The organism is Brevibacterium sp. CT2-23B (genome assembly GCF_013168765.1).
GTDB lineage: Bacteria > Actinomycetota > Actinomycetes > Actinomycetales > Brevibacteriaceae > Brevibacterium > Brevibacterium sediminis.
In genome coordinates, this window is record NZ_JABBYK010000005.1 from 264030 (window position 1) to 279227 (window position 15198).

The 15198-nt window shown below is 63.3% G+C and carries 13 protein-coding genes; 7 read left to right on the forward strand and 6 right to left on the reverse strand.

Annotation, left to right across the window (positions count from 1 at the left end; translation table 11 throughout):
- Nucleotides 1-420: 420 nt before the first annotated feature.
- From HIM68_RS14145 to rplI, 6 genes are all read left to right on the forward strand, one after another.
- Nucleotides 421-2838 (forward strand): transglycosylase domain-containing protein, encoded by a 2418-nt coding sequence (locus tag HIM68_RS14145; RefSeq protein ID WP_367647544.1) that lies wholly within the window; start codon nucleotides 421-423, stop codon nucleotides 2836-2838.
- 16 nt (nucleotides 2839-2854) lie between these two features.
- Nucleotides 2855-4228, forward strand: a complete 1374-nt coding sequence (locus HIM68_RS14150; RefSeq protein WP_216657148.1) for a glycosyltransferase family 87 protein — start codon at nucleotides 2855-2857, stop codon at nucleotides 4226-4228.
- Nucleotides 4229-4337: 109 nt separating this feature from the next.
- Nucleotides 4338-4628 (forward strand): 30S ribosomal protein S6, encoded by a 291-nt coding sequence (gene rpsF, locus HIM68_RS14155; RefSeq protein ID WP_025779601.1) that lies wholly within the window; start codon nucleotides 4338-4340, stop codon nucleotides 4626-4628.
- A 34-nt stretch (nucleotides 4629-4662) separates the two neighbouring features.
- On the forward strand, nucleotides 4663-5292 hold the full coding sequence (locus HIM68_RS14160; RefSeq protein ID WP_172173179.1) for a single-stranded DNA-binding protein: 630 nt from the start codon (nucleotides 4663-4665) through the stop codon (nucleotides 5290-5292).
- A gap of 47 nt (nucleotides 5293-5339) precedes the next feature.
- Nucleotides 5340-5579: a 30S ribosomal protein S18 gene (gene rpsR / locus HIM68_RS14165; RefSeq protein ID WP_025779604.1), complete on the forward strand. Its 240-nt coding sequence runs from the start codon at nucleotides 5340-5342 to the stop codon at nucleotides 5577-5579.
- A 16-nt stretch (nucleotides 5580-5595) separates the two neighbouring features.
- Nucleotides 5596-6054 (forward strand): 50S ribosomal protein L9, encoded by a 459-nt coding sequence (gene rplI / locus HIM68_RS14170; protein ID WP_101546503.1) that lies wholly within the window; start codon nucleotides 5596-5598, stop codon nucleotides 6052-6054.
- A gap of 522 nt (nucleotides 6055-6576) precedes the next feature.
- On the opposite strand, the gene HIM68_RS14175 is transcribed toward rplI, so the two are convergent.
- From HIM68_RS14175 to HIM68_RS14200, 6 genes are all read right to left on the reverse strand, one after another.
- Nucleotides 6577-7917, reverse strand: a complete 1341-nt coding sequence (locus HIM68_RS14175; RefSeq protein WP_172173182.1) for a Dyp-type peroxidase — start codon at nucleotides 7915-7917, stop codon at nucleotides 6577-6579.
- 19 nt (nucleotides 7918-7936) lie between these two features.
- Complete coding sequence (efeO, locus tag HIM68_RS14180) at nucleotides 7937-9250, reverse strand: iron uptake system protein EfeO (protein WP_172173185.1); 1314 nt, start codon at nucleotides 9248-9250, stop codon at nucleotides 7937-7939.
- A 79-nt stretch (nucleotides 9251-9329) separates the two neighbouring features.
- On the reverse strand, nucleotides 9330-10277 hold the full coding sequence (efeU, locus tag HIM68_RS14185) for an iron uptake transporter permease EfeU (RefSeq protein ID WP_172173188.1): 948 nt from the start codon (nucleotides 10275-10277) through the stop codon (nucleotides 9330-9332).
- Between the two features lie 419 nt (nucleotides 10278-10696).
- Entirely contained in the window at nucleotides 10697-11872 is a 1176-nt protein-coding gene (argE, locus tag HIM68_RS14190) for an acetylornithine deacetylase (protein WP_367647546.1), read from the reverse strand.
- A 262-nt stretch (nucleotides 11873-12134) separates the two neighbouring features.
- Entirely contained in the window at nucleotides 12135-13013 is an 879-nt protein-coding gene (locus tag HIM68_RS14195; protein ID WP_172173194.1) for a bifunctional 2-polyprenyl-6-hydroxyphenol methylase/3-demethylubiquinol 3-O-methyltransferase UbiG, read from the reverse strand.
- A gap of 76 nt (nucleotides 13014-13089) precedes the next feature.
- The gene (locus HIM68_RS14200; RefSeq protein WP_172173197.1) at nucleotides 13090-13302 is read right to left on the reverse strand and encodes a hypothetical protein; all 213 of its coding nucleotides are present in this window, start codon (nucleotides 13300-13302) and stop codon (nucleotides 13090-13092) included.
- A 516-nt stretch (nucleotides 13303-13818) separates the two neighbouring features.
- On the opposite strand from HIM68_RS14200, the gene HIM68_RS14205 reads away from it, so the two are divergent.
- Complete coding sequence (locus HIM68_RS14205; protein ID WP_172173200.1) at nucleotides 13819-15135, forward strand: DUF445 domain-containing protein; 1317 nt, start codon at nucleotides 13819-13821, stop codon at nucleotides 15133-15135.
- The last annotated feature ends 63 nt before the right edge of the window (nucleotides 15136-15198 follow it).

A 15198-nucleotide genomic window follows, 5' to 3' on the forward strand; every position in this document is an offset into this window, starting at 1 on the left:
GGCCCAGCACTTTTCAGCCCGTATACCTGTGGCTAAGTGCTGGGCGGCTTGAACGAGGCGTCGCGGCTGGCGGTACCTGCGGAAAAGTGCGGGCACGCTTGAACGAGAAGGTACGCGCGCATGGTCGAGGTGCCCTGGCTGGCGACGCCGAGCACTGATCTGCGGGCAGACGTTTGAATGTGAGCAAACACGCACTCGTCATGGTTGATTCTTCCGTAGTCAAGTAAAATGCCTGGTGAGATGCCGAATGCGGGGTTACTCTGAGAACGGTTCGGTAACCTGGCGTGTCTGCAGGGCGTCAGGCTCAGCACTTTTTCATCCTCTACTAATGAATGCGTGCGAGACTGATTGGCGTCTTTGACCTTTTTCGGACCTCGTCGCCACGCATTGCGGCAGGCTGACTGACCTGGAGGACCTTGGGTGGCTAAGGGACAACACACAGCCAAGAACATCGGCAGGAATACGAAGAACCTGCTCAACTACCCGCGAGCGGGTGTGAGTGGATGGACCCGTTTCCTGCCGAGCATCCGCGTACTCGTCGTCGGCGGGCTCAGCCTCGTCATCGCCCTGTGCGTGGCGTTCGCCATCGGCTATGCCGCAACGGACATCCCCGAGCCGAACCTCGAGGCCACCGGTCAGACCTCGACGATCTACTACAGCGACGGTAAGACGCCGATCGGTCAGTACAAGGTCGAGGACCGCAAGTCAGTGGAGATCGACGAGATCTCCGAACCCATGCAGAAGGCCGCGATCGCCGCCGAGGACACCTCGTTCTACGAGAACCGCGGCATCTCGATCAAGGGTCTCTCCCGCGCTGTCGTCGGCGTGGCCACGAATAAGTACGCGGGTGGCGGTTCGACGATCACCCAGCAGTACGTGAAGAACTTCTACCTCACGAACGAGCATTCGCTTGATCGCAAGGTCAAGGAGATGTTCATCTCGCTCAAGATCGACCAGCAGCAGTCGAAGGACGAGATCCTCGCGAACTACCTCAACACCATCTACCTCGGCCGTCGTTCCTACGGCATCGAAGTGGCATCTCAGAACTATTTCGACAAGCCGGCCTCGGAGCTCAATGTCAGCGAGTCCGCTCTGCTTGCCGCGATGATCCAGCGCCCGGGTGCCGCCGATCCTTCGGACAACCCCGAGGCCTATCAGGACCGCTTCGACTACGTGGTCAAGAACATGGTCGACGAAGGCTTCATCACCGAGGAGCAGGCCGCCAAGGTCGAGATGCCCGAAGTGAAGAAGCAGAACAAGGAATCCTCGCTGTCCGGGCAGAAGGGCTACATGTGGGATTTCGTCCGTCGTGAAGCCCTGCGCAAGCTCGATATCGATGAGGCTCAGCTCGACCGCGGTGGCTACAACATCGTCACCACCTTCGACAAGGATCGTATGAAGGCAGCCGAGCAGGCCATCAAGACGCTTCCCCAGGACCAGCCTGAAGGAATGCAGGCCGGACTCGTCTCGATCGACCCCGACAACGGCGGAATCGAAGCTTTCTACGGTGGTAAGAACTACCTCGATCAGGCGTTCAATGCCTCGACCCAGAGCCATGTGCAGGCCGGATCGACGTTCAAGCCATTCGCGCTCGTCGCAGGTCTGGAGAACGGTGTCAGGCTGACCGATTCCTATCCCGGTGCCAGCCCGACGGTGCTCAACAACGACGGCACGCCGTGGCCGGTGCGCAACTTCGGCGGCTCGAGCTATGGCCCGGTGAGCCTGCTCAAGGCGACGCAGTCCTCGATCAATACAGCCTATGCGGCACTCAACGTGCAGGTCGGGCCCGACAAGACTGTCGACGTCGCCGAACGTGCGGGTCTGAGCGAGAACTGCACCGACAAGGAGATGAAGACCGGGGATACCGGCGGCTGCTCGATCGGTCTGACCCCGAACCCCTCCAATGTGCTCGGTACGCCCAGCGTCAAGCCCATCGACATGGCTTCGGCGTACGCGACCTTTGCGGCAAACGGCGTGCACCACGAGACGCACTCGATCAAGAAGGTCACGAAGGGTGCCGAGGACGAGGAAGTGTACAAGGCCGAAACCAAGGGCAAGCGCGTCTTCGACAAGGCAGTTGGTGCCGAGACCTCGTACGCCCTGAGCCAGGTCGTTCAGGGTGGTTCGGGCAGCTACGCCCAGAACCTCGGTCGTCCTGCTGCCGGCAAGACCGGTACGACGAACGAGAACAAGGCCGCATGGTTCTCCGGTTACACACCGAACCTCGCCACCTCGGTCGTGCTCTATCGTGAGGTCGACGGAAAGTCCGTGTCTATCGGCTCCTTCGGCGGTCGCGGTGAGGTCACCGGTGGTTCGTTCCCCGTTCAGGTGTGGACCGACTACATGCAGAAGGCCCTCCAGGGTGAGAAGGTCGAACAGTTCCCGGCTCGCGGCGAGCTTCCCGATAAGCCGAAGCCGAAGAACTCCAACCCGGCCCCGGCTCCGAAGCCCGAGCCGAAAGCACCGTCGGGCAGCAACGACGGCAGCGACGGGGACAAGGAGAAGGAAGAGCCGAAGGCTCCGATCGAGACTCCGAAGGACGACGAGGACAAGAACAAGGACTCCGACGGCGACGAGAAGGGCAAGGAAGAAGGCTCGAAGGACGGCTCCGACGAGGGTTCGAAGGACCCCGACGGTAAGGACAGTGGGTCCGATGACGGCGGCGGTGGTGACACCGGTGGCGGCAACGGTTCCAACAAAGGCTCCGGCGGCGGTGGCGACACCGGTGGCAACGGTACCGACAAGGGCTCTGGCGACGGTGGCGACACTGGCGGTGGAGACACCGGAAACGGCAGCAGTGAAGATGGTGGATTGGGCATCGATGACATCACCGGCTGACCGGTAACCTCGAGTCATGCCCTCGAAGTCCAGCACCCGGATCGCCGAGCCGCTGCTCGGCGGTCCGGTCGGCATTCACCTCGGTGCTGCCGGTCGCCGGTTCCGCAGCGCGCAGGCCTCTGCGCTGGCTGCGGTCCTCGGCGTCACCACCTTCCTCGCTTTGGCTCTGCAGAGCCCGTGTCTGAGCTCGGGATACGAACAGCCGGCCGCCTCGGCGAGGATGTGCGCAGGGCCGCTGTCCACGGCCTTTCTCGGTGACACCAACCCCGAAGTGCTCGGGCGCGCACACGGCGGAGCGGCGGCCCTGGCTCCGCTGGAAGCTCGCCTGGTCGACCTGTTCCAGCTGTTCACCAACGACGTCTCCCTCTTCATGGTCGTCGTGCTCCTGCTCAACACCGCAGGGATCGCTGCTCTCGGCGCCGGACTCCTCGTCCTCGCCCGCTTCCGGGGGTGGCTGGTCGCGGTATTCGCCTCCCCGCTCATCCTCTTCACCCTCGGCTCCACTCTCGACCCGATTGCCCTCGCGCTGGCGGTGTGGGCGATGGTCATCTTCTTCGGAACCCCACCGCTGCGCCCGCGCGGGTGGTTGGCCGGTGTGCTGCTGGGCATCGCGACGTTCATCAACCCACTCGCCCTCCTCGTGATCCTCGCCCTGACCGTCACCGGGCCGAACCCGGCACGGGGACTGAAGGCGCGCAATCCGCGGATGATGCTCGCCGCGGCCACGGTCACCTCGGCGGTGCTGCTCGTCGTCGATCTCAGCGCGATCGACCGGATCATCCACTGGTACTCCGATGCCGTCGACGGCGGATCCTTCGCGTCGATTCTGCTCATGGCCGAACTCGGCGACGTGTCCGTCTGGGCCCCGCTGTGGATCATCGTCAGCGCCGGAGTGGTCCTCGCCGTCACCGTCTCCCTCTACATGGTCCGCCGCACGGGTGTCGACCCGGCCGTAGCCGCATGCCTGCTCATCGGCGGCTGCCTGCTGCTTGCGCCGGGACTCATGCCCTGGGACAGCCTGTGGCTGCTGCCCTTCATCGCCCTGTCCGTCCGCCGCTGGTGGGTGCTCATCGTCTGGACCCTCGCCGAGGCGGTCTTCGCCGTCGCCGTCCAACTCGGTGATGTGTCGGGATTCGAAGTCGATGAGGGACTCGACTCCACCTTCGTCGCCCTGTTCACCCTGCTGCGACTGTTGGCTCTCGTCCTCGTCGTGATCATGGCCGGTGAGAACCTCTACCGGCGAGGTATCCGCGGTCGCATGGCTGCGTCGGCGCCGCCTCGGCGAGAAGAGATCGACGATCCTGGCGACGCACTGGAACATCGGGCTGCTGGACGTAAGGAAGAGCACGAATCCGGACATGACAGTCAGCGCACCGGTCGATTAGACTAGTGAGGTCTGTTCCCATTTCGTGACGATCACGAGACGGGGAGCGGGCGTGCATATACCCTCCTGCCATGGACCGACCATGGCCGCAAAGACCAGAGGAGGTGGGTGACATATGCGTAAGTACGAGCTCATGCTCATTCTTGATAACGACCTCGAAGAGCGGACGCTGGCTGACACCGTGAACAACCTGATCAAGGTTGTCCCGGCTGAGAACGGCACCGTCGACAACGTGGATATCTGGGGACGTCGTCGCTTCGCGTACGAGATCCAGAAGAAGTCCGAAGGCTACTACGTCGTGGTTGATTTCCACGCCGAGCCTGCAACGACCAAGGAACTCGATCGTCAGCTCGGACTCAACGAGTCCGTTCTGCGTACGAAGATCCTCCGCCCGGACGCCAAGTAAGGCATCTTAAGCTACCTCGCTTCTAGGAGATTCAATGGCAGGCGAAACAGTCATCACGGTCGTCGGGAACCTCACCAGCGATCCCGAACTGCGCTTCACACCGAACGGTGCGGCAGTCGCTAACTTCACCGTGGCCTCGACGCCGCGTATCTTCGACCGTCAGGCCAACGAGTTCAAGGACGGAGAGACTCTCTTCCTCCGCTGCTCGGTGTGGCGTGAAATGGGAGAGAACGTCGCCGAATCTCTGCAGCGCGGTACTCGGGTCATCGTTCAGGGCCGACTGAAGTCCCGGTCCTTCGAAACCAAGGAAGGCGAGAAGCGCACGGTCATGGAGCTGGATGTCGACGAAGTCGGCCCCAGCCTGCGACGCGCCACCGCCCAGGTCTCGAAGAACAGCCCCAGCGGCGGAGGAAACTTCGGCGGTGGCGGCGGCAACTTCGGTGGCGGCAGCCAGGGCGGAGGCGGCCAGCAGGGCGGCTTCGGCAACCAGCAGTCCTCCGGCTGGGGCAACAATCCTCAGCAGGGCGGCCAGCAGGGCGGTCAGCGCCAGGGCTACAGCCAGGGCGGCAACAACGCACCCGCCAATGACCCGTGGGCATCATCGAACCCGCAGAGCGGCAACGGCGGCTGGGGCAACCCCGGCGCCGATGAACCCCCGTTCTGATCCACGTCTTCACGACATTTCGAGACATTCGTTAACAGGAGATACTCATGGCAAAGCCAGAGATCCGGAAGCCTATCAAGAAGAAGGCTAATCCGCTCAAGAAGGGCGAAGCGGCGAACATCCACTACAAGGACACCGCTACGCTCCGTAAGTTCATTTCCGACCGCGGCAAGATCCGTGCACGTCGCGTCACTGGTGTGACCGTGCAGGAACAGCGCGTCATCGCAAAGGCCGTCAAGAACGCCCGCGAGATGGCACTTCTGCCCTACTCGAGCTCAGCTCGCTGATCGGAGGGAAAGAATAATGCCTAACCGCAAAGTGATTCTGAACCAGGAAGTCGACGGCCTCGGTGCCGCCGGCGACGTCGTCGAGGTTCGTGCCGGATACGCACGCAACCTGCTTCTGCCTCGTGGCTGGGCTTCGGCCTGGTCCGCCGGCGCTGAGAAGCACATCGAGTCTCTGCGCAAGGCCCGTCAGGCCAAGCAGATCGCTGATCACGACGAAGCCATCAAGGTCAAGGGCGAACTCGAGTCGACTACGGCTCGCATCGACATGAAGGCCGGCAAGAACGGTCGCCTCTTCGGCGCCGTCACCCCTGCCCTCGTGGCCGAGGCCCTGCAGACCGCGACCGGACGCGAGTTCGATCGCCGTCAGGTCGCCTTGACCGGTCACGTCAAGACCCCCGGCAGCTACAACGCTGTTGTGCGCGTCGGCGACGAGATCACCGCGAAGATCAAGTTCGAGGTCATCGGCAAGGCCTGATCAAGGCCTTGTCCGGGCGTCCCAGTTCGGATGATTCGGACGTGGTGAGGGCCTGAACGGCCCCACCGCACCACCGCCGAGGCGGCACCTGAGTTCAGGTGCCGCCTCGGCGTTTTTCGTGGGGTTGGGATTCGGCTGTCGGAGCTGTGAGGGTGCGGCCGGCGGCGGCTCGCTGCTGATACCTGCTCACGGTGGGCACTGACTCACGGTGGGCACTGAGTTGCGGACGGCGTCCGGGGGCTGCGGACTGCACTGGAGGGCAGTCGAGCATCCATCCGGGTTCTCGGCAAAACGACGTGTCGCACCTAGAACCTCGCGACAGCTACATAACATCCCGTTGCACCTGTGCGTTGTGCGGCTGCCGGTGACAGATGCATTTGCAGTCGTAGGTTGTGCCGCTTGCGGTGACGGATGCTCGTGGGTCGCAGATGGAGGACATGACGCTTGCGGTGCGCAACATCGCTGGCGGTGTGGGATGCTGCGATGCGGCCCGGACGTTGCGGGACGATGGGAAGGGATGGGTCAGGTGAAGAGCTTCTGGCCGATCATCGTGTCTCCGGTGCCGATTCCGGGCGGGATGGCGAACAGCGCCGAGGCCTGATGCTGCAGGTACTCGGTGAGCAGGTCCTTCTGTGCCATGGTCTTGAGGATCGGGTAGAAATTCGTCCGCGGGTCCCGCACATAGGCGATGAAGAACAGACCCGCATCGAGGCGGCCGAGCGAATCATTGCCATCGGTGAAGTTGTATCCTCGACGCAGCATCTTCGCCCCCTTGTGGTGCTCGGGAGCGACGATGGCGATATGCGACCGCGCATCGATCGCCGGTGCACCTTCGCCGTTCTTCGCAGAGAAGTCGATGGGGGTGAACTCTTCATCCGCGGTGGGTTCTGCCACGGACTGCGGGGCGCCATAGCGTTTGTCGCGGCCGATGATGTCTTCCTGTTCAGCCAAGGACACTCGGTCCCAGATCTCCAAGTACATGTGGATCTTGCGAGCCATGAAGTAGGTGCCACCGGCCAGCCAGCCATCGGAAGCCGGATCATCACCAGACTGTACCCACAGGTGCTTGTCGAGTTCGCCGTCGGCGTCCTCGCTCTTGATGTTGTTCGTCCCGTCCTTGAACCCGAACAGGTTGCGCGGCGTCTCCTGCTCTGTCGACGTCGACGAGGTGCGGCCGTAGCCGATCTGCCCCCACTTGAGCTTCGCAGTGCCGAAAGCGATGCGAGTGAGGTTGCGGATCGCATGGACGGCGACCTGCGGATCGTTCGCGCAGGCTTGGACGAGCAGATCACCGTTGCTCTCGGAGGCATGGATGGCTTCATTCGCGAACTTCGGCACACCGTCCTTGAGCACCTGCGGCATCTTGCCCTTCAGGCCGAAACGATCCTTGCCCGACTCATCGACGAACAAGGTGGCACCGAAGCCGAAGGTGATCGTCAGCCCGCTGGCCGGATACCCCCACACCTCACCGGAATCCTTCGGCGGCAGTTCGGTATTCGCGTCCGGAGCGCCACCGACCAGGTCACCGGCACTCATCTGTTCCGCCGCCACCGTCCAATCCTCGAGGAGGCTGATGAGCGCTTGACGGTCCGAGGTCGTGACATCGAAGGCCACCGTGTACATATTGTCCTGAGCGGGAGTGAGGATGCCCTGCTGCTTCTCAGCCCGGAAGGGATAGCTGAGATGGACGGCGGACTGCTTCTTCTCCTGCGTTCCGCGCACGGCATAACCGACCGCACCGCCCCCGACACCAGCGATGCCGAGAGCACCTGCGGCCCCACCGAGGGCAAAGAGCCGACGCCTCGGAATCCCGCGCACCTTGCCTTCGGTGGATCCCGCCTCGGTGGGTTCGTCATGGCTCATTCGCGTACTCCGACAGACTTCAGCGCAGGATGGTGCCGCTGACCTGCGACAGGGGTTCGCTCAGAGCGTTGACGGCATCCGAGAGCTCTTGCTGGGCTTTGGTGTAGTCGGTGTCCTTCGGAGCTTCGCCGGCGTCCTTCTGCACTGTCGCGACCTTCGAATAGTCCTTGTAGAGGATATTGCCCTCATCGTCCTTGCCGGTCTGGTACTTCTTGAGCACCGTCTTCACACCGTCGAGGTTCGTTGTGATCTTCTTCGCGAGCTCGGGATCCTGGGCTTCGACGAGCTTTTCGACATTGCCGTAGGCCACCTCGGCGCCTTCGATATTCGCGTGGAAGTCAAAGAGGTCGGTGTGTGAGAAGGTCTCCTCTTCGCCGCCGATCTTCGACAGTGCGACCTCTTCGAGCAGCGCGGATGCACCCGTGGCGACATCGGAGAGTTTGAGTTCGAACGTGCCGCTGGCGCCGTCGACCTTGCCGTAGACGAGGTCGTAGAGGGTCTTCGTGTCCTCGTTGAGTTTGTCTGCGACCTTCTTCCGTTCGGCCCCGGACTCGAACTTATAGCCTTCGGACTTGTCCGTGAACAGATCGGCTTCGATCCGGTGCCAACCGGTCCAGTCGGCCAACACCTCGGGGTCGTTGGGCTTCTTCCCGGCATCAGCCGAGAGGTCCTGGACTCGGGCGTCGAGCGCACCGTCGAGGTCTCCGGCCTCTTTGATGCCGAAGGACTCGGCGGTCGGTTCGATGCGTTCATAGTGCTGACGCGCCAACGGATAGAGGGCCTTCGCCTTCTCGGTATCACCCGAGGTGTAAGCATCGGTGAAGTCCTTCGTGGCATCGACGAGCTGACCGACCTGGTCCTTGACGTAGCCGGTGTAGTTCGTGATCGCCTTGTCCTCGGCGGCTTGGGTGTCGCTGTCGACGGAGACTTCTTCGCCCTTCGTGACGGCGAACTCCGCCAAGCCCACGAAATCGCCGACCATATTCGGCTTGCACGCCGTGTAGTACGTGCCTTCTTCGAGTGCTGTGGTCACCGTGGTCGTCGTGCCTGGGCCGATGTTCTCCTTCTCGGATTCGATCTGGAGTTTGTTCTCGGCGAGGATCTCGAACTCGTTCGGCTTCGTGCCGTTGTTCGTCACGGAGAAGCTCACCTTGCCCGAAGGCAGTGTGGCGGGGCTGACCTCACAGGTGTCATCGGTGATGGTCACCGTGACAGTGTCGCCGGAGGCAGCGGCATCGTCCTTCTTGTTCTGCGGATTGTCGGTGCAGGCTGCCAGCGACAGGGCGAGCAGAGTGACCGTGGGCAGAGCGATGAGAGCGGAATGGCGATTCATGGATGTCCTTGCAGATGAGACTGGTGAATGAGGATGGTGCTCTGGTGCGGCCGGGCCGCACCCGGGGCGGTGTGGCAGATCAGGGATGGGGCGTGGTCGCCGATGATCTCGCCTCGACCGCCGCCGAGGTGGGGCCCGCCTCGGCGAGGGTGTGCCCTTCCGTCGGGGCGGGGGTCGTCCCGCCCTTTTTGCGGGGTGACTTCCCGTGGACCTGGCGGTAGAAGATGATGGCCACGGGAACGATGTAGATGATCCAGCCGATGGTCTGGAGCACCGTGGGTTGGACGTTGACCTGGAAGATCGCCTGTCCGAGGACGTAGAGCCAGTAGATCGGCGACGTGGGTTCCGGCAGCAGGTGGCTGACGTCCCACGCATGGTTCATGATTCCGGGAAGGACCCCAGCCTCCTGCAGATCGCTGATGCCGTACGCGAAGATTCCTGCGGCGACGAGGATGAGGAAATAGCCGGTGACAGAGAAGAACAGCTTCATGTTGATCTTGCGCGAACCGCGGTAGATGAGCCAGCCGAGGATGAGCGAGAGCAGCAGCCCGGTGACGACGCCGGCGGTGGTGGCGATGACGTTGTTCTCCACCGAGGAGCGGACCGTGGCCCAGATGAACAGCGCGGATTCCGCGCCTTCCCTGCCGACGGCGAGCACGGCGAGCCAGACGAGACCCCAGCCGGACGAGCGCTTGTCCAACGAGGCGGCCATCGACGATTCGAGTTCACCTTTGAGTGCGCGTGCGTGCTTGCCCATCCAGAAGATCATTCCGGTCACCAGGGCAACGGTGATGATGGAGAGCACGCCGCCGATGATCTCCTGCGCCTGATAGGTCAGGGTCTTCGGCCCCCAGGTCAGCAGGGCGCCGATGCCGAAGGGAATGAGCGCGGCGAGACCGACGCCGAGCCAGAGTTTGGGCAAGACGTCTCGGCGACCGGTCTTGACCAGGTAGCCCACGAGGATGCCGATGACCAAGGTGGCCTCGAGACCTTCGCGCAAGGCGATGAGGAGGTTCGCGACGAACATCTGACTCACTCTCGTCAGTTCGTCGAGGCGGGTGTTCGGGCCGTCTCGAAAGGGGATGAACGAATTTAGCCTAACCTAAGGTCGGCTGATTCAGTGTACATCTACTTTTGGGGTGCAGAGGACGCAGGAAGGTCTAGAATCGGCGGGTCGCTAGGGTCAGTTGTCGCAGTCGGAGCGGACGCAGCTGTGGTCGTGTTCGACGCGAGCGTACGCGGTCCCGGCATTGTGACGTGCTGCTTGTGCCTCACCGCGGCAACCGCATAACCTCCCGTTCGACCGGTGCGTTATGCGGCTCCTGGTGAGGGACGCTCCTGTAATAGTAGGTTGTGCCGCTTGCAGTGGGGGATGCTCGTGCCCGAACACGTAGGGAGCGCAGGTAGCGGTGTGGGGTGTTTCAGGTAGTGCGCAACCCGATCGGCTCAGCTCTCGGAGAGGTCGGAGATGAGGGCGTCGATGAACGACTCGCAGGCGGCGATCTGGTCGAGTTCGATGAACTCGTCGGGTGCGTGAGCCTGGGCGATGTCTCCGGGACCGCAGACGACGGTCGGGATGCTGGCTTCGGAGAACAGCCCCGCCTCGGTGCCGTACGTGACCTTGTCATCGGTGGCGATAGCGCCCCAGTTCGCGGCGAGCGAGACGATGTCCGCATCGGCCGGAGTCTCGCAGCCGGGAGCTTCGGCTTCGATCGTGAAGTCGACACCGGCGGTCTCGTTCTCGGCCGCCATGGCTCGACCGAGGCGTTCGGCTTCGGCGCGGAAGCGTTCGATGAGGGCCTCGCGGTCCACGGAACCGAGCGATCGGAACTCGAACTGGACGGTCGCCTCGGCGGGGATGGTGTTCACCGCGATGCCGCCGGTGAACGTGTTCGCCGTGACCGAGGTGAAGGGCACGACATAGGCCTCGTCGAAGGGCCCTTCGGTGCGGAACTCGGCTGCGACGGCGTGAACGAAGGCGACGAATTCGGAGGCATAGGCGATGGCATTGACGCCTTCGGGGGTGAGCGAGGAGTGGGCGGCGACGCCATGGAAGTCGACGCGGAAGACGTTCATCGATTTGTGGCCGCGGATGGCGCGCATGCTCGAGGGCTCGCCGACGATGCAGCCGCGGGGCGCCAGGCCCTCCTCGGTGATGGCCTCGACGAGGGAGATGGCGCCCACGCAGCCGATCTCTTCGTCATAGGAGAAAGCAAGGTGGATGGGTTCGCTGAGTTTCGCGGATTTGAGCGCTTCGAGGCGGGAGAGAATGACGCCGATGAAGGACTTCATGTCGGCGCTGCCGCGGGCAAAGTACTTACCGTCGCGGACCTCCGGGGTGAACGGGTCCGAGGACCAGTCCTGGCCGTCGACGGGGACGACGTCGGTGTGCCCGGACAGGACGATGCCTCCTGTGGTCGTTCCGTCGGCTGCGGGGATGGTTGCGAGCAGGTTCGCCTTCGTTCCCTCCGGGTTCGGGATCCGGCGTGATTCGATGCCGGCGGCCTGGAGGCGGGCTTCGACGTGGTCGATGAGCGGGAGGTTCGTGCCCAGGCTCGTCGTATCGAAGGTGATGAGATTCGTGATCTCGGTGATGGTGGCCTCGGCGGGTGTCGCTGGCACGACTGCTCCTGACTCTCGGATGCGGGTTGTCTCGGTTCGGTCAGATCGCTGCATCTGCGGGAGGGCCGCGGTGGTCCCAAAGGGATGAGTGCACGTCTCCACCGGGTGGTGGCGGTGTCAGCGAGGGCGCGGCCCCGGGCAGGACAGCGGTGACCAGACGACTTCACTCTACGGGGCGGACGCGTGCCGTGTGGGACCGGCCCAGTGGGTGGGCACTGCTCAGCATTGAGCGCGCAGCTTTTGAACTATGAGCGTCCCATATTCAGGCCCCGGCGAGGACGAGAAGTGCCTCGTTCCGCGCATCGAGCCCGTCGTCGGGGATTTCGGCGGACATCTCTTCGCGCATGACCGCTCTCTTCACTGGATCCATAGTCAGCTGAGCCGAGTAGGTGAAGACCATCGACAGCCAGTCGTGCCTCGAATAATGGAGGTCTTCGACGAAAGTGGTCTTATTCGGGGTGAAACCGGCGTCCTGCAGTTTTGTGAGCGCCGGATGTTCGACGGGTTCGAGCTCCCGCGTGGACTCAGCTGTACTGCTGCCCGCCCTCGCCTCTTGGCTCGCTTCGGTGCCCCGGCTCGCTCTCGAACCGAGACTCGCGGTCCTGCCGTCGGCATGAAAGCGAGCGATGACCGCATCGAGCCGGGTCTTCAGCTCACTGATGGGTTCGATATCGTTCCAAGCCAGAGCCAGAATTCCACCGGGGCGGAGCACCGTGCGAACTTTCGGCAGAGCAACCAGAGGATCGACCCAGTGGAAGGACTGACCGAAGCTGACGAGATCGAAGGTCCGGCCCTGTGGGTCCCATTTCTCGAACGCCGAGACTTCCACATCGAGACCTTTGGCCCGAGCGACCGCAGCCATTTCGTCATCTGGTTCGACGGCGAGGATCTCGGCGCCTGCTGACCGGAGCTGGGACGCGAGTATGCCGGTGCCGGAACCGACATCGAGGATGCGTGGGGCGTCCGCGGTTCGATCGCCGGTGGACGGCAGTGAGGAATCCGTTTGGGAGTCGGCGCTCGCCCCGGCCGCTTGCATGATCGCTGAGAGGAGCGCGGCAGGGTACTTCGGTCGGAAGGCGTCGTAGTCCTGGGCCACCTCGCCGAAGGATTCTGCACGTTCTCGATTTTCGAAGTGTTCCATCCACGTAGCCTAACGTTCCACGGTCGGGCAGGGCCGCCTCGGCGAGGGGATGGAAATCCATCCGCACCGGATCAGATCAGATGGAGATCGTCTCCGGTTCGGGGAAATCCGTGAAACTCTGATCCTCGTCGATCGGCGCCAGCTCGAGATAGCTGGGATAATCGTCGTCAATGAAGAGCAGCAGCATCGCCCCTGGTGAACCGGCTGTGAGGACGGTGCGATCCGACCAGTCCCCGTCTCCGCCCTGATCGTTGCGGTGCTCATCGTCGATGCGATCCTGCGGACGCATTCCCACGCTTGGACAAGTTCCACAGTCGCAATGGCTAGTGACCATCACCTCGCCGAGGCGGCCCTCCCAGATCTGACGTTGTTCGTTCGAGATCGGCTCGGGTGGATCCCAACCCTGCCGCTGCTCAGGAGTGAGGTCGGCATAATCTGCTTCGTCGGGAGACGGCCTCGCCGAGCGGATCATGCACAGTGCGACGCTATGTTCCCGGGCGTTCAGCGGGCGGATCATGGTCAAATCCTAGCTCGGGTACCTGGTCGAAAGGCTCATCCCTCATGAGTCGTGGCGTCTCCACCCGGTGCACCGGGGGGTTATGAGAGGGAAGGGGTGGATAGCGAGCAACGCGGCGAAGTAAGAGTAACGGTGGGTGATGCTCGCCGGAGTAACGGTGAGGGATGCTCGCGAGAGATAGGGCGGCCCGAGCGGCGGGGCTCTCCGCGGAATTCCCAGGTGCGAACCCGCCTGCGGATGCGTGTGGAGGGGCAGGGTTTCGCTAAAGTCGTGGAGCAGGGGGTAACGATGTCGATCGAGAAGACACCATCCGTACCGCGCTTCGGCGCCGGCAGCGGAAACGGCGGGCCGGCCGAGCTCACGCCGGAGGATCAAGAGCGCGCTCGCGGGCTGAAGAAGATGCGTACGCTCGCGCTCTCGCTGCTCATCCTCGCCACGCTCATCTTCCTCTCCACCCACCTCTTCACCGACAACACCGGCGTCTGGGGGTTCGTCTCCCGTGCCTCGGAGGCCGCGATGATCGGCGCCATCGCCGACTGGTTCGCTGTCACCGCGCTGTTCCGCCACCCTCTCGGGCTGCCGATTCCGCACACCGCGATCATCCCGCGCAAGAAGGACACCCTCGGAGCGAGCCTGTCGGCCTTCGTCGCCGCGAACTTCCTCCACGCCGAGGCGGTGTCGACGAAGATCCGATCCGCCGAGATCTCCCATCGAGCCGGGAAATGGCTGGCCAAGCCCGCCAACCGAGATATCGTCGTCGACCGTGCTGCAGGGGGCCTCGAATATGTGCTCGCGCGCATCGATGACGACTCCATCAAGGCGCTGACCAGGAACGTCATCATTCCTCGCCTCGTGGCCACCCGAAAGACACCGGTGCTCGCTCAGCTGCTTCGTCAGATCGTGCTCGACGGGGCTCACCACAGACTCGTCGACCTCATCGTCGCGGAGGCCTACAGCTGGCTGGGTGACAATCCGCAGGTCATCGATGAGATCGTCCACAACCGGGCACCGTCCTGGGTCCCCGATTTCGTCAACGAACAGCTGGCCAACCGCCTGCAGCGCGAAGTGCTCGGCTGGGTCGCCGACGTCCGCGACAACGAATACCACAAGGCCCGACAGGCGCTGGATGCGTGGCTTGTCGACCTCTCCGACGACCTCGAATCAGACTCATCCCTGTCCCAGCGGGCCGAAGAGATCTTCAACGACCTGCTCAGTCAGGACGGCGTCGTCGACTCCGTCCTCGAGATCTGGGGTTCGCTCAAACAGCTGCTGCGCGAGGCCATCATCGACGAAGGCGGCGAAGTCCGCGCCCGCATCTGGCAGCTCATCGGCGAATTCGCCGAACGGCTGCAGGCGGACTCGGAATTCTCCCGCCGCATCGATGACCGGATCGCCACCACCGCCGGTGATCTGGCCGAAAGCTTCGGCCCCGAGATCGCCAGCGTCATCTCCGACACCATCGAGCGCTGGGATGCGAAGGAAGCCGCCGAACGCATCGAGCTCTACGTCGGCCGCGACCTCCAGTACATCCGCATCAACGGCACCGTCATCGGCGCGCTGGTCGGTCTCGTGATCCACACCGTCATCGTGCTCCTGCCGGGGTGAGACCGCCAGGGTGAGGCGCTGAAGCGCCCTCAGCCACTGAGGGTTCAGCGCTTTCGGCCCCGA

Bases quoted from the DNA above. Each gene is read 5' to 3' on its own strand.
- HIM68_RS14150 (WP_216657148.1), top strand. From the start codon at position 2,855: ATGCCCTCGAAGTCCAGCACCCGGATCGCCGAGCCGCTGCTCGGCGGT.
- rpsF (WP_025779601.1), top strand. From the start codon at position 4,338: ATGCGTAAGTACGAGCTCATGCTCATTCTTGATAACGACCTCGAAGAG.
- HIM68_RS14160 (WP_172173179.1), top strand. From the start codon at position 4,663: ATGGCAGGCGAAACAGTCATCACGGTCGTCGGGAACCTCACCAGCGAT.
- rpsR (WP_025779604.1), top strand. From the start codon at position 5,340: ATGGCAAAGCCAGAGATCCGGAAGCCTATCAAGAAGAAGGCTAATCCG.
- rplI (WP_101546503.1), top strand. From the start codon at position 5,596: ATGCCTAACCGCAAAGTGATTCTGAACCAGGAAGTCGACGGCCTCGGT.
- HIM68_RS14175 (WP_172173182.1), bottom strand. From the start codon at position 7,917: ATGAGCCATGACGAACCCACCGAGGCGGGATCCACCGAAGGCAAGGTG.
- efeO (WP_172173185.1), bottom strand. From the start codon at position 9,250: ATGAATCGCCATTCCGCTCTCATCGCTCTGCCCACGGTCACTCTGCTC.
- efeU (WP_172173188.1), bottom strand. From the start codon at position 10,277: ATGTTCGTCGCGAACCTCCTCATCGCCTTGCGCGAAGGTCTCGAGGCC.
- HIM68_RS14195 (WP_172173194.1), bottom strand. From the start codon at position 13,013: ATGGAACACTTCGAAAATCGAGAACGTGCAGAATCCTTCGGCGAGGTG.
- HIM68_RS14200 (WP_172173197.1), bottom strand. From the start codon at position 13,302: ATGCGTCCGCAGGATCGCATCGACGATGAGCACCGCAACGATCAGGGC.
- HIM68_RS14205 (WP_172173200.1), top strand. From the start codon at position 13,819: ATGTCGATCGAGAAGACACCATCCGTACCGCGCTTCGGCGCCGGCAGC.